Below are 13,752 nucleotides of genomic sequence, written 5' to 3' on the forward strand. Positions count from 1 at the left end.
GGGGGCCCTTAGGGGCACTCCCTCACAACACCCTTGCCCATCACCGCACTTGCTCCGGGTTGCACCAGGGTCCGGTGCCCTCCTTGCCGACGATCCGGGAGACACCGTACGGCCACAGGATGATCGCCAACACATCCCGTACATCCGTCGACCTCTGGAGCCGCCGCATGCGCGCCCGCCGCCGTACGACCGTCCTCGCCGCCTCCCTCGTCCTCGCCCTGGGCGCCGGCCCGCTGGCCGCCCCCGCGTTCGCGGCCTCCGCTCCGGCGGCCGCGCACACCACGACGACCGACCTGGACACCCAGGCCCTGGAGAACGCGCTCAAGAACCTCCCCGACCAGGACGCCACCGCGGCCCTCGTCCGGGTCGGCGGCACCGACGGCACCTGGCGCGGCAGCGCGGGCGTGCACGACCTGGCGAGCGGCCGGGCGGCGGACCCGGACGCGCGCTTCCGGGCGGGTTCGACGACGAAGGTAGTGACGGCGGCCGTCGTCCTGCAGCTCGCGGCGGAGGGCGAGGTCCGCCTGGACAAGCCCGTGCAGCACTACCTCCCGGGGCTGCTGACCCGCGACTTCAAGCCGATCACCGTACGGCAGCTGCTGAACCACACCAGCGGCATCCAGCCGGGCAAAAGCCTCGGGAACACCTTCGAGGAGCTGTACGCCCACCGCTTCGACACGCTGACACCCCAGGAGGTCGTCGCGTCCGCGGTGGCGAAGGGACCGGAGTTCCGCCCGGGGTGCAAGCAGCACTACCTGAACATCAACTACACGATCCTCGGCCTGCTGATCGAGAAGGTGACGGGACAGTCGTACGCCTCGGAGGCCACCCGGCGCGTCCTGCTGCCCGCCGAAATGCGGGACACCTACTTCCCCGGCACCGACCCGGCCATCCGGGGGCCGCACAACCACGGCTACCAGGCCGTGAAGCGGGCCGACGGCACGACGGACTTCGTGGACGTGACGGACTGGAACCAGGCGGACCGCTGGGCGGCCGGCGACATGATCTCCACCACCGCGGACCTGGAGAGCCTGCTGACCCACCTGTTCCGCGGCGACCTGGTCCCCCGGCCGCAGCTGAAGGAGATGTTCACGGTGCCGAAGGGCATCGAGGGCGCCACCATGAGCGCCGGTCTGCAGCGCTTCGAGTTCGAGGGCCGGGTCTACTGGCTCAAGTCGGGCGCCCGCTACGGCTACGGCACGTTGATCGCCGCGACCCGCGATCTGTCACGCACGCTGGTCGTCTCCGTGGGCGCGACGGACGCGAAGAGCGAGGACATGAACCCGGTGACCGAGCGGATCGCGCGGGCGGCGCTCAAGTAGCGGGGACGACGGGGAAGGCCGTGGCCCCGCTGAGCACCAGGCAGACGACGAAGACCAGCCATGCGGCAGCGTACGCCGAAGTTGAACATGTTCAAAAATGCTTTCCTCTGAAGCGCACCTGCCCACCACGGAGGGGGAACACCGCGGCCCCGGACGGGAACTTCCCGTCCGGGGCCGCGCCCGTGTCCGCCGAACCGCCGGAGGCTCACGCGTCCAGCGACGTCATCACATGCTTGATCCGCGTGTAGTCGTCGAAGCCGTACGCCGACAGGTCCTTGCCGTAGCCGGACTTCTTGAAGCCGCCGTGCGGCATCTCGGCGACCAGCGGGATGTGGGTGTTGATCCACACGCAGCCGAAGTCCAGCTTCTTGGACATCCGCATCGCGCGGGAGTGGTCCTTGGTCCACACCGAGGAGGCGAGGGCGTACTCGACGCCGTTGGCCCACCGCACGGCCTGGTCCTCGTCGGAGAAGGACTGGACGGTGATGACCGGGCCGAAGACCTCCTTCTGGATGATCTCGTCGTCCTGCTTGACGCCGGAGACGACGGTCGGGGCGAAGAAGTAACCCTGCTCGCCGACCCGCTTGCCGCCGGTCTCCACGCGCGCGTGGGCGGGCAGACGGTTGATGAAGCCCTCGACCTGCGCGAGCTGGTTGGGGTTGTTGAGCGGGCCGTACAGCACGTCCTCGTCGTCCGGCAGGCCCGTCTTGGTGTCGGCGGCGGCCTTGGCGAGCGCGGAGACGAACTCGTCGTGGATGGCCTCGTGGACGAGGACCCGGCAGGCGGCCGTACAGTCCTGGCCGGCGTTGAAGAAGCCCGCGACCGAGATGTCCTCGACGGCCTTGGCGATGTCGGTGTCCTCGAAGACGACGACCGGCGCCTTGCCGCCCAGCTCCAGGTGGACGCGCTTGACGTCCTTGGACGCGGACTCCGCGACCTGCATGCCGGCCCGGACGGAGCCGGTGATGGAGGCCATGGCGGGAATCGGGTGCTCGACCATCAGACGGCCGGTCTCACGGTCGCCGGTGATGACGTTGAAGACACCCTTGGGCAGGACCGAGCCGAGGATCTCCGCGATGAGGACGGTGGAGGCGGGGGTGGTGTCGGACGGCTTGAGCACCACCGTGTTGCCCGCAGCGATCGCCGGGGCGAACTTCCACACGGCCATCATCATCGGGTAGTTCCACGGCGCGACCTGCGCGCAGACGCCGACCGGCTCGCGGCGGACGATCGAGGTCAGCCCCTCCATGTACTCGCCGGCGCTGCGCCCCTCCAGCATCCGGGCCGCGCCCGCGAAGAAGCGGATCTGGTCGACCATCGGCGGGATCTCCTCGGAGCGGGTCAGCCCGACCGGCTTGCCCGTGTTCTCCACCTCGGCCGCGATCAGCTCCTCGGCGCGCTCCTCGAACGCGTCCGCGATCTTCAGGAGGGCCTTCTGGCGCTCGGCGGGAGTCGTGTCGCGCCAGCCGGGGAAGGCCGCGTCGGCGGCCGCCATCGCGGCGTCGACGTCCGCCTGCCCGGACAGCGGCGCGGTCGCGTACGCCTCGCCCGTCGCGGGGTTGACCACCTCGGTGGTCCGTCCGTCGGCGGCGTCCCGGAACTCACCGTCGATGTAGTTGCGCAGACGACGAAGCTCGCTCACTGCCGGCCTCCTGTCAGGTCGAACTGTCCAATCCTTGAGACACCCACCCTAGTCGGCCGCCCCACGTTTTCAACAGCCCCGATCGCGCCAACGCTGCGAAATCCGCAGGTCTCCGCCACATAAACAACGAATTTCATCGATGGAGCCTTGCGAAATTGTCGAGACGTCGTGCACAGTGACGTCGTGGCCAGTCGAAGCGCAGACCCCAGGGACTCCCGGGACTCCCGCGAGTCCAGGAACGGCACCCCGCACCTGGATGCCGTCTCCCTCGCCATCATCGAGCAGCTCCAGGAGGACGGCCGCCGGCCGTACGCCGCCATCGGCAAGGCCGTCGGCCTGTCCGAGGCCGCCGTGCGCCAGCGCGTCCAGAAGCTGCTCGACCAGGGCGTGATGCAGATCGTCGCCGTCACGGACCCGCTCACCGTGGGCTTCCGGCGCCAGGCGATGGTCGGCGTCAACGTCGAGGGCGACGTGGAGTCCGTGGCCGACGCGCTGAGCGCCATGTCCGAGTGCGAGTACGTGGTGATGACCGCGGGCTCCTTCGACCTGATGGTGGAGATCGTCTGCGAGGACGACGACCACCTCCTGGACGTCATCAACAAACGCATGCGAGCCATCCCCGGCGTGCGCTCCACCGAGAGCTTCGTCTACCTCAAGCTCAAGAAGCAGACCTACATGTGGGGAACCCGATAACCGTGACCACCGACAGCCCCAAGGACCTCAGCCGGACCGCGTACGACCACCTGTGGATGCACTTCACCCGCATGTCCTCGTACGAGAACTCGCCCGTCCCCACCATCGTCCGGGGCGAGGGCACCCACATCTACGACGACAAGGGCAAGCGCTACCTCGACGGTCTCGCGGGCCTGTTCGTGGTCCAGGCCGGTCACGGCCGCACGGAGCTGGCCGAGACCGCCTTCAAGCAGGCGCAGGAACTGGCGTTCTTCCCGGTGTGGTCCTACGCCCACCCGAAGGCCGTGGAGCTGGCGGAGCGCCTCGCGCAGTACGCGCCGGGCGACCTCAACAAGGTCTTCTTCACCACCGGCGGCGGCGAGGCGGTCGAGACCGCCTGGAAGCTGGCCAAGCAGTACTTCAAGCTGGTCGGCAAGCCCACCAAGCACAAGGTGATCTCCCGCGCGGTCGCCTACCACGGCACCCCGCAGGGCGCCCTGTCCATCACCGGCCTGCCGGGCCTGAAGGCCCCTTTCGAGCCCCTCGTCCCGGGCGCGCACAAGGTCCCGAACACGAACATCTACCGGGCGCCCCTCTTCGGTGACGACCCGGTGGCCTTCGGCCGCTGGGCCGCCGACCAGATCGAGCAGCAGATCCTCTTCGAGGGCCCGGACACGATCGCGGCGGTCTTCCTGGAGCCGGTACAGAACGCCGGCGGCTGCTTCCCGCCCCCGCCCGGCTACTTCCAGCGGGTGCGCGAGATCTGCGACAAGTATGACGTGCTCCTTGTCTCGGACGAGGTCATCTGCGCCTTCGGCCGCCTCGGCACGATGTTCGCCTGCGACAAGTTCGGCTACGTCCCGGACATGATCACCTGCGCCAAGGGCATGACGTCCGGCTACTCCCCCATCGGCGCGTGCATCGTCTCGGACCGCCTCGCCGAGCCCTTCTACAAGGGCGACAACACCTTCCTGCACGGCTACACCTTCGGCGGCCACCCGGTCTCCGCGGCCGTGGGCCTGGCCAACCTCGACCTGTTCGAGCGCGAGGGCCTCAACCAGCACGTGCTCGACAACGAGTCCGCGTTCCGCGCCACCCTGGAGAAGCTGCACGACCTGCCGATCGTCGGCGACGTCCGCGGCAACGGCTTCTTCTACGGCATCGAGCTGGTGAAGGACAAGGCGACGAAGGAGTCCTTCAGCGCGGAGGAGACGGAGCGGGTCCTCTACGGCTTCCTTTCCAAGGCTCTGTTCGACAACGGCCTGTACTGCCGTGCCGACGACCGCGGCGACCCGGTCGTCCAGCTGGCTCCGCCGCTGATCGCCAACCAGGACACGTTCGACGAGATCGAACAGATCCTGCGCGCGACGCTGACTCAGGCGTGGAGCAAGCTGTAGCCTCCGGCGGTTCCGCGGCCCGGGTGCACCCGTACGAGTGAGAAGGGTGCGCCCGGGCCGCGTGCTGTCCGTCGTTCCCGCCCCGGATCTTTAGCGTGCCCTGTAACCGATCGGCCCTGCCTTCGTTCCCCCGCACGGGGGATTGGCAAAGGGAATTACGGATCTGAACGAGGTGTACGCCCATGGAGGCCCCGCCGGACAACGACGTGCTCTGGGCACGGTCGCTGCACTTCACCCACCGCGACGGCTCCCCCGGGCTGGTCGGCGTCTCGCTCGGCGTCCGCGAGGGCGAGGTCCTCGCCGTCGGCGGCCCGCGCGGCAGCGGCAAGACGACCCTGCTGCGGTGCCTGTCCGGCCTGGTCCCGGCGCATCGCGGCGAGGTCTGGTTCAACAGCGCCCCCGTGCACACCATGGGCCTGTTGGCCCGCGAGCGCCTCCGCCGCGACCGCTTCGGCTGGATCGACCCGGCCCCCGCCCTGGTCCCCGAGCTGAACGTCTGGGAGAACGCGGCGCTCCCCCTGATGCTGCGCGGCACCAGCCGCCGCCGTGCCAAGACGGCCGCGCTGGAGTGGCTGGAGCGCCTGGACATCGGCGACTGCGCCCGCAAACGCCCGCACGAACTGCGCCAGTCGGAACGCCAGCGCGTATGCATCGCGCGGGCCCTGGCCCCGGCCCCGACGGTGCTGTTCGCGGACGAACCGACGGCCCCGCTGCACCGCGAGGACCGCACCCATGTGCTGCGCACCCTCACCACGGCAGCCCGCTCCCACGGCATCACGGTGGTGCTGGCCACTCACGAGGCGGAGACGGCGGCCCTCGCCGACCGTACGGTGTCCCTGCTGGACGGGCGGCGCGTGAACACCGTTCACCTGCCCCCGGTCACCGAGACGGAAGGCCGGGCCACGTGCTCGCTCTCCGTCTGACCCGCGGCGCCCACCCGGCCGTCCAACTCCGCCGTCTCCTGGTGGCGGCGGCATCGGCGGGCACGGGTTTCCTCCTCCTGTGCAGCCTCGGCTACGCCCTGAGCCACCCGGACGGCCCCGACGCCCCCCTCCTCCGCCTGGCCTGGTGCGCGACGCCGCTGGCCGCGACGGCCCACTTCGCGGTCGCGGTCGCCCGCACCGACCCGGCGGCCAGGCCCCGCCCCGGCCTCTCGGCGATCGGCCTCGGACCGGCCCGCCTGATGGCCGTCTCGGCGACGACGACGGCCCTGTCCTGCACGCTCGGCTCGATGCTCGCGCTGCTGGCTTTCCTCCACCTCCGCGGAGACCTGACGGGCATGCCGTTCGACGGCGCGGCAGCGGACTTCCTGGCAGCGGACAAGCCCTTGCCCCTCCCGGCTGCCCTGACCCTGCTGACGCTGGTACCGACGATCGCGTCGATGGCGGTGGCGGTGGCACTGGCGCCGCGGGACGACAGGCCGGCGGCATCGACACGCGCCCGGTCGTACGGCCGCTTCGGCGCGTACGGCAGGTCGGGGATGCGGGAGACGTTCGGGGCGTACGGCCGCTTCGGCGCACGCTTCCGCCCTACCGCGGACGGCCGCCGCCGACAGGCTGTCGGCAGTCGTGCCGCCGGGGCGGTGCCGCAGAAGGACGCCACCCCGCAAGCGCCGGATCCCGCGGCCGACCCCTCGGCCGCGACCTCGGACAACGAGAGCGCCGACCTGAACACCGTCGTCCTCCCTCCACCGCCCCGAGAGGCGCCCCGAGGCCTCCCCTGGGGCATCGCCGTACTCGCCGCGGGCCTGGCCGTGGAGGCATACACCGGCCGCACCGAACCCGCCCCCACCCTCACCATGCCCGGCGGCCTGGGCGGAGCCCCTTCCGTCCTCGTCGGCTGGAGCCTCACCGCCCTCGGCCTGGCCCTCGCCGGCCCCGGCCTCACCCACCTCTGCGGACGCCTCCTCCAGGCCGCCCGCCCCGGCGCCCTCCGCCTCCTCGCCGGCCGGATCCTCATGGCGGAAGCCACCCGCATCGGCCGCCCCCTCGGCGTCGTCTGCGCGGTGGCGTCGGGGACGTACGCCATGATCGGGGTGGACGGCACGGACGAACCGTCGTTCGGCCCGCTCACCACCCTCGGCCTGCTCCTGGTCACCGGCTGCACGGTCGCTACGCTCCTCACGGCCGCCGTAGAGGCCAGGCAGGCCCGCGCCGACACCACGGCCGCACTGGTCCGGCTCGGTGCCCCCACGACGTTGCTGCGCAGCGCCGCCGCTCTCCGCGCCGGCGCGCTGCTGGCCCTGTTCGGGCCGCTCACGCTGATCATCGCCGAGCTGGCGGCGCTTCCGCTGACCCGCTGAAATCTGTACGAAGAATCCGTACGAAAAAATCTCCGACGGCCGATGAGTTCCGCCGAGGTGCCCGGTCTACCCACCGAACATCACAACCCGATGGGAGAGACCGATGACCGCGTACCAGCAGATGATCTTCGTGAACATGGCCGTCAACGACCTCGACGCCTCGAAGAAGTTCTTCACGGAGCTCGGCTACACGATCAACGCGCAGTTCAGCGACGAGAACACCGCCTCCGTCGTCATCAGCGACGCCATCGTCGCGATGGTGCACACCAAGGAGCGCTATGCCGAGTTCACGAAGAAGGAGATCGTGGACGCGAAGAAGAGCAGCGAAGTGCTCCTGGCGCTGAGCGCCGAGAGCCGCGAAAAGGTCGACGAGCTGGTCGAGAAGGCACTCGCGGCGGGCGGCTCCCTGGCGGGCGAGACGCAGGACCACGGCTTCATGTACGGCCGCTCCTTCGACGACCCGGACGGCCACACCTGGGAGGTCGTGTGGATGGACCCGTCTGCCATCGAGGGCTGACCCACACGGCGCCTAGCATGGGCGGGTGCAGACCATGCCCGCCCATGCGGCCCACCACAGCGACCGTGAGATCGAGACCCTCGAGGAGTTCGACGCGACCGTCTCGGCCCGCGGCACCCTCGCCGGATTCCGTGTCCAGGCCGTCGATCTGACGGACCGTACGCGGGAGTTGCTCGCCACCGACACCGCGGGCGCCGTATTCCTCGGCTGCCCCATGCGGGAGGACGCGGCCGCCAAGATCCGCGCGGACGGCGCCCTGGTCTTCCCGCCCGTGCCCGACCTGCCCTTCGACCCGTACCGGGGCCTGGTCTACTCCCCCGACGAGCTCTTCGAGTTCCTGGCGGACGGCTACGAGCTCACGCCCGACGCCCTCGCGTACACCTGGTTTCAGCGGACCAAGGCCGACGGCGACATCTTCGCCTCGATGCTGCGCGCGATCCACGACGACTCCGTCTCCGACGCCCTCGACGAACTCCTCGTCGGCGCCCGGGTGGTGGGCGTGATGGGCGGCCACGCGATGGCCCGCGGCACGGAGGCCTACGCCGGTGCCGCGCGTCTCGGCCGGGAACTGGCCCGCGCCGGGTTCACCGTGGCCACCGGCGGCGGCCCGGGCGCGATGGAGGCGGCGAACCTCGGCGCGTACGCGGCTCCGTTCGACGACGAGATGCTGACCGAGTCGCTCCGACTCCTCGCGAAGTCCCCGAAGTTCACGCCCTCGATCACCGAGTGGGCGAGGGCCGCCTTCGAGGTGCGCACCCGCTGGCCGAAGGGCGGCCCCTCCGTCGGCATCCCCACCTGGTTCTACGGCCACGAGCCGCCGAACGCCTTCGCGTCGCACATCGCCAAGTACTTCGCCAACGCCACCCGCGAGGACGGCCTGCTGGCCCGCTCCACCGCGGGCGTGGTGTTCCTGCCGGGAGCCGCCGGCACCGTACAGGAGATCTTCGACAACGCGACGCCCAACTACTACGAGTCGCGTGGCGAGCCCACGCCGATGGTCCTGGTCGACCGCGCGCACTGGACGGAGAAGCTTCCCACCTGGCCCCTGCTCCGGGCGCTCGCGCGGGAGCGGTCGATGGAGTCCCGAATCGCCCTTGTTGACCGGATCGAGGAGGCTCCCGAGGCGTTGAAACGTCTCGGTGGTTAATAAGACGGCAAAGGCGAGCTCCGCAGAGCCCCTATGCGTTGACACTCCTTATGCAGCGCTTATAGACCTGTGAGACTCCTGGGGATGCTGATGTCACATCACCATCCCGCCCACCCCCCCGCAGTTGCGCAACTCGTAAAGGACAAACGTGTCCATAACTCGCCGTACCGTCGCACGTTCCGTGCGCATCCTCGGTGTCGCCTCCGCCTCGGCCGCGCTCGCGCTCGGTGCCGCCGGCAACGCGCTCGCCTGCAACATCAACGAGTTCTCCGCCGAAGCGAAGTGCGACGGCAAGAAGGGCGTCATCACCGTCACCGACGTCGACCCCGCCGGCATCCCGGCCACCGTCTCCGTGTTCCTGGAGAACAACGGGGCCGACGTGAAGAAGGTCGGCGAGCAGGTGGTCGAGGGCTCGCGCGAAGGCGTCACCATCACCTTCACCGAGAACTGGAAGCCGAACGCCGAGTACCGCGTCCACGTCAAGGCCGCGGGCTACGTCGACGAGGACATCAAGCCGAACCTGATCACCCCGGCCACGGCCTGCAAGGCGGACGAGAAGCCGACCCCGACGCCCACCCCGACGCCGTCGGACTCCGCCTCGACTCCGGCGGCCGAGGAGCCCGGCGCCCCGGCCCCGACGCCCTCGGCTAGCGAGAGCACCACGCCCGCGGCGGCCACCCCGAGCAACGCGCCGTCCCCGGCGGCCAATGACTCCAACCTCGCCGAGACGGGTTCGAACTCCAACACCGGCATCATCGCCGGCATCGCGGTCCTCCTGGTCGCGATCGGCGGCGGCGCCGTGTTCTTCGGCATGCGCCGTCGCGGCTCGAGCAACGGCCGCTGACGTCCGCTCCGCACACCGCTGTGGCCCGTCCCCACTCAGGGGGCGGGCCGCCGTCGGTCGCCCACTCCAGCCAGAACGGCGGTGAGCGGGCCCCTCAGCTCGGGGGTTCCCACCCGAGCACGACGATTTCCGCCCCGTCGAACTCCACCCCCACCATGTCCCCGACCTCCGGCGCCTCCCGCAGCGCACACGCCGCCTCCAGCCGAGGCGCGTCCTCCGGCTGGAGGTGTACGGCGACATGGGTGCCCTTGAACGTCCGCGCGGCCACCACGCAGGGCAGCCCCTCCTCCGCGCCCACGAGCCGCACGCCCGCGGGCCGCACCAGCACACAGCGCACCCCCTGCGCGGCCCCCGCGGGGACCGGCACCTTGCCCCACGGCGTGTCTGCGGCCTCCCCGACGACCGTCCCCTCGACCACGTTCTCGAAGCCGAGGAACCGGGCCACGAACTCGTCCGCCGGCCGCTGCCAGACCTCAAGGGGCGTACCGGACTGGGCGATCCGCCCGTCCCGCATCACCACGACCCGGTCGGCGAGCGCGAAGGCCTCGCCCTGGTCGTGTGTCACGGCGAGCACGGTGGTGCCCAACCGGCCGAAGAGCTCCCGCAGTTCGACCACCAGCCGTTCCCGCAGCGAACGGTCCAGCTGCCCGAGCGGCTCGTCCAGCATCAGCAGCCGCGGCCGGGGCGCGAGCGCCCGGGCCAGCGCCACCCGCTGCTGCTCACCGCCGGACAGCGCGGCCACCGCCCGGCGTCCGGCACCCGGAAGCCCGACCAGTTCCAGCAACTCCCGTACGCGCTCCTGCTGTTCAGCGCGCGCAGCGCCATGCATCCGCAGCCCGAACGCCACGTTCCCCCCCACATCACGCTGCGGGAACAGCTGATGGTCCTGGAACATCAGCCCGACCCCCCGCTTGTGGGCAGGCACGCCCGCCTGGTCGCGCCCGTCGAGCAACACCCGACCGCCATCCAGGTGTTGCAGCCCGGCCACCGCCCGAAGCAGCGTCGACTTGCCGCTGCCACTGGGCCCCAGCACGCACACGACCTCGTGCTCGGCGACATCGAGAGCGACCCCGTCCAGCGCGGCCCGCCCGCCGAACCGTACCGTCGCGTCCTCAAGGCTCAGCAGCATCTAGAACTCCCCGGTCCGGTCGGTACGCAGCCGCTCCAGCACCAGCAGCGCCACCGCGCACACCACCATCAGAATCGTGGAAAGGGCCATTGCCTGGCCGTAGTTGAGTTCGCCCGCCCGCCCCAGCAGCCGCGCCACGGCGACCGGCAGTGTCGGATTGTCGGGCCGCGCGATGAACACCGTCGCCCCGAACTCCCCCAGCGACACCGCGAACGCGAACCCCGCCGCGATCAGCAGCGCCCGCCGCACCATCGGCAGATCGACCTCGCGCCACACCCGCCACGGCGACGCCCCGAGCACGGCCGCCGCCTCCCGCAGCCGCTGGTCCACCGCCCGCAGCACGGGCAGCATGGTCCGTACGACGAAGGGGACCCCGACCAGCGCCTGCGCGAGCGGCACCAGGATCCAGGAGGCCCTGAGGTCCAGCGGCGGCTCGTCCAGGGCGATCAGGAACCCGAACCCGACGGTCACCGCGGACACCCCGAGGGGCAGCATCAGCAACGCGTCGAACCCGCGCACGAACCGGCCCGCGTCCCGCCGCGTCAACGCGGCCGCGGCCAGACCGCCGATCACCACGGCGATGGCGGTGGCGGCGACGGCGTACTGCAGCGAGTTGCCGATCGCGTCGATCGGCGGTACGAGGAAGATCCCGCCCTCTTCGCTGGTCAGCGCCCGGTAGAAGCCGAAATCGGGCGCGTCGAACGACCGCTGCACCAGCACGGCGAGCGGCAGAAGGAGGAGTACGACGATGGTGACGAGGACGCCGGCCAGCAGCGCCCACTGCCCCGCCCCGCGCGGTCGCCGCGCCGTCGCGGACGCGTCCACCAGGCGCAGGGCGCTCTCCCGCCGCCGTACGGTCCACGCGTGCAGGGCGAGGATCGCGCCCACCGCCAGGAACTGGATCAGCGTCAGCACGGCGGCCGTGGGCAGGTCGAAGATCTCGGATGTCTGCCGGTAGATCTCCACTTCGAGGGTCGAGAAGGTCGGCCCGCCGAGGATCTGCACGACACCGAAGGACGTGAAGGTGAAGAGGAAGACCATGAGCGCGGCGGCGGCCACGGCGGGCGCGAGCGCGGGCAGGGTGACCGTCCGCCAGGCCGCGAGCCGTGACGCGCCGAGCATGCGCGCGGCCTCCTCCTGGCGCGGGTCGAGCTGCGCCCAGAGCCCGCCGACGGTCCGTACGACCACCGCGTAGTTGAAGAACACGTGCGCGAGCAGGATCGCCCACACGGTCGTGTCGAGGCGTACGCCCCACAGTTCGTCCATCAGCCCGCCGCGGCCGACGAGTGCCAGGAACGCCGTACCCACGACGACCGTCGGCAGGACGAAGGGCACGATCACCACGGCCCGCAGAATCTGCTTGCCAGGGAACTCGAAGCGGGCGAAGACATAGGCACCGGGCAGCGCGACCAGCAACGTCAGCGCGGTGGAGACGAGCGCCTGCCAGGTGGTGAACCACAGGACATGCCGGATGTCGGACTGCCCGAGCACCTCCCACAGACGCCCGAACTGCCACGCCCCGTCGACCCGAAGACCGCGCGCGACGATCGCGGCGACGGGGTAGGCGAAGAAGACCGCGAAGAACGCGACGGGCACAGCAACGAGGCCGAGCCGCGCCGCCGCGCTCCTGCGGGTCCTGGCCGCTACTTCAGTACGAGCGAGGTCCACGACTTGACCCACTGGTCACGGTTCTCGGCGATCTTGTCCGGGGCCATGGTCTCGGGATCCTTGGCCTGCGGCCCGTACTTCGTGAACTCGGCCGGCACCTGGGCGCCCTGGCGCACCGGGTAGACGAACATGTTCAACGGCATGTCCTCCTGGAACTCCTCGGTGAGCAGGAAGTCGAGGAGCGCCTTGCCGCCCTTGGCGTTCTCGGCGTTGCTCAGCAGGCCCGCGTACTCGACCTGCCGGAAGCAGGTGCCGGTGGCGACGCCCGTGGGAGCGGTAGTCGGCTTGGGGTCGGCGTAGATCACCTCGGCGGGCGGCGAGGAGGCGTAGGAGACGACGAGCGGCCGGTCCGCCTTGGCCTGCTTGCCGCCGGCCGAGCCGGAGAACTCCTCGTTGTAGGCCTGCTCCCAGCCGTCGACGACCTTCACGCCGTTGGCCTTGAGCTTCTTCCAGTAGTCCTGCCAGCCGTTGTCGCCGTACTCGGCGGCGGTACCGAGGAGGAACCCGAGCCCCGGCGAGGAGGTGGAGGCATTCTCCGTGACGAGCAGGTTCTTGTACTCGGGCTTGATCAGGTCGTCGAAGGAGGTCGGCGGGGTCAGCTTGTGCTCGCTGAAGTAGGCCTTGTCGTAGTTGACGCAGATGTCGCCGGTGTCGATCGGCGTGACCCGGTGCTTGTCCTGGTCGACCCGGTACTTGGGGAGAACCTGGTCGGAGCCCTTCGCCTCGTACGACTGGAACAGGCCGTTGTCCAGCGCGCGCGACAGCAAGGTGTTGTCGACGCCGAAGAAGACGTCGCCCTGCGGATTGTCCTTGGTGAGGATGGCCTTGTTGACGGCCTGCCCGGCGTCGCCGTCCTTGAGGACCCGGACCTTGTAGCCGGACCGCTTCTCGAAGTCCGCGAGGACGTTCTTCGACACGGCCCACGAGTCGTGGCTGACGAGGGTCACGGTCTTGGACTCACCGCTGCCGCCGCTGCCGCCGCTGTCGGACGACCCGCAGGCGGACAGGGTGACCAGCCCCAGCCCGACGGCCAGGACCGTGACCTTCTTGGTGATGCTCACTGAATTCCTCCTGGGATGGACCAGGAAGAGACGCGGCCCTGCCCGGGACCT

Annotated in this window: 12 protein-coding genes; 8 read left to right on the forward strand and 4 right to left on the reverse strand. The window is 70.4% G+C overall.

Annotated features, from left to right (window positions below; translation table 11 throughout):
- Positions 1–167 precede the first annotated feature (167 nt).
- The gene (locus tag CLM62_RS00470; RefSeq protein WP_095747875.1) at positions 168–1,322 is read left to right on the forward strand and encodes a serine hydrolase; all 1,155 of its coding nucleotides are present in this window, start codon (positions 168–170) and stop codon (positions 1,320–1,322) included.
- Positions 1,323–1,527: 205 nt separating this feature from the next.
- Here the strand turns inward: CLM62_RS00470 and CLM62_RS00475 are convergent, their stop codons facing one another.
- Positions 1,528–2,964, reverse strand: a complete 1,437-nt coding sequence (locus CLM62_RS00475) for a gamma-aminobutyraldehyde dehydrogenase (protein ID WP_095747876.1) — start codon at positions 2,962–2,964, stop codon at positions 1,528–1,530.
- Between the two features lie 168 nt (positions 2,965–3,132).
- On the opposite strand from CLM62_RS00475, the gene CLM62_RS00480 reads away from it, so the two are divergent.
- The 7 genes from CLM62_RS00480 (at position 3,133) to CLM62_RS00510 (ending at position 9,843) form a co-directional block, all read left to right on the forward strand.
- Positions 3,133–3,657 (forward strand): Lrp/AsnC family transcriptional regulator, encoded by a 525-nt coding sequence (locus tag CLM62_RS00480; RefSeq protein ID WP_095747877.1) that lies wholly within the window; start codon positions 3,133–3,135, stop codon positions 3,655–3,657.
- 2 nt (positions 3,658–3,659) lie between these two features.
- The gene (locus CLM62_RS00485) at positions 3,660–5,033 is read left to right on the forward strand and encodes an aspartate aminotransferase family protein (RefSeq protein ID WP_095747878.1); all 1,374 of its coding nucleotides are present in this window, start codon (positions 3,660–3,662) and stop codon (positions 5,031–5,033) included.
- Positions 5,034–5,215: 182 nt separating this feature from the next.
- Positions 5,216–5,956: an ABC transporter ATP-binding protein gene (locus CLM62_RS00490; protein WP_095747879.1), complete on the forward strand. Its 741-nt coding sequence runs from the start codon at positions 5,216–5,218 to the stop codon at positions 5,954–5,956.
- Positions 5,938–7,335 carry a hypothetical protein gene (locus CLM62_RS00495; RefSeq protein ID WP_095747880.1) on the forward strand — a complete coding sequence of 466 codons (1,398 nt, stop codon included), beginning with the start codon at positions 5,938–5,940 and terminating at the stop codon, positions 7,333–7,335. The genes CLM62_RS00490 and CLM62_RS00495 overlap by 19 nt, the downstream gene beginning before the upstream one ends.
- 103 nt (positions 7,336–7,438) lie before the next feature.
- Positions 7,439–7,852 carry a VOC family protein gene (locus CLM62_RS00500; protein WP_095747881.1) on the forward strand — a complete coding sequence of 138 codons (414 nt, stop codon included), beginning with the start codon at positions 7,439–7,441 and terminating at the stop codon, positions 7,850–7,852.
- Between the two features lie 25 nt (positions 7,853–7,877).
- On the forward strand, positions 7,878–8,999 hold the full coding sequence (locus CLM62_RS00505; protein WP_095747882.1) for an LOG family protein: 1,122 nt from the start codon (positions 7,878–7,880) through the stop codon (positions 8,997–8,999).
- Between the two features lie 148 nt (positions 9,000–9,147).
- Complete coding sequence (locus CLM62_RS00510; RefSeq protein ID WP_095747883.1) at positions 9,148–9,843, forward strand: LAETG motif-containing sortase-dependent surface protein; 696 nt, start codon at positions 9,148–9,150, stop codon at positions 9,841–9,843.
- Between the two features lie 94 nt (positions 9,844–9,937).
- Here the strand turns inward: CLM62_RS00510 and CLM62_RS00515 are convergent, their stop codons facing one another.
- Genes CLM62_RS00515 through CLM62_RS00525 form a run of 3 tightly spaced genes read right to left on the reverse strand, consistent with a single transcriptional unit; the run spans position 9,938 to position 13,701 of the window.
- Entirely contained in the window at positions 9,938–10,972 is a 1,035-nt protein-coding gene (locus CLM62_RS00515) for an ABC transporter ATP-binding protein (protein ID WP_095747884.1), read from the reverse strand.
- A complete protein-coding gene (locus CLM62_RS00520; RefSeq protein ID WP_095747885.1) occupies positions 10,973–12,640 on the reverse strand; it encodes an iron ABC transporter permease in 1,668 nt (555 codons plus the stop codon).
- Entirely contained in the window at positions 12,616–13,701 is a 1,086-nt protein-coding gene (locus tag CLM62_RS00525; RefSeq protein ID WP_095747886.1) for a thiamine ABC transporter substrate binding subunit, read from the reverse strand. The genes CLM62_RS00520 and CLM62_RS00525 overlap by 25 nt, the downstream gene beginning before the upstream one ends.
- Positions 13,702–13,752: the final 51 nt, after the last annotated feature.

The sequence above is a fragment of the Streptomyces sp. SA15 genome (genome assembly GCF_002291145.1).
Lineage (GTDB): Bacteria > Actinomycetota > Actinomycetes > Streptomycetales > Streptomycetaceae > Streptomyces.

What these genes read in the sequence shown, in the direction of transcription:
- CLM62_RS00470 (WP_095747875.1), top strand. Translation starts at nt 168, where the DNA reads ATGCGCGCCCGCCGCCGTACGACCGTCCTCGCCGCCTCCCTCGTCCTC.
- CLM62_RS00490 (WP_095747879.1), top strand. Translation starts at nt 5,216, where the DNA reads ATGGAGGCCCCGCCGGACAACGACGTGCTCTGGGCACGGTCGCTGCAC.
- CLM62_RS00500 (WP_095747881.1), top strand. Translation starts at nt 7,439, where the DNA reads ATGACCGCGTACCAGCAGATGATCTTCGTGAACATGGCCGTCAACGAC.
- CLM62_RS00515 (WP_095747884.1), bottom strand. Translation starts at nt 10,972, where the DNA reads ATGCTGCTGAGCCTTGAGGACGCGACGGTACGGTTCGGCGGGCGGGCC.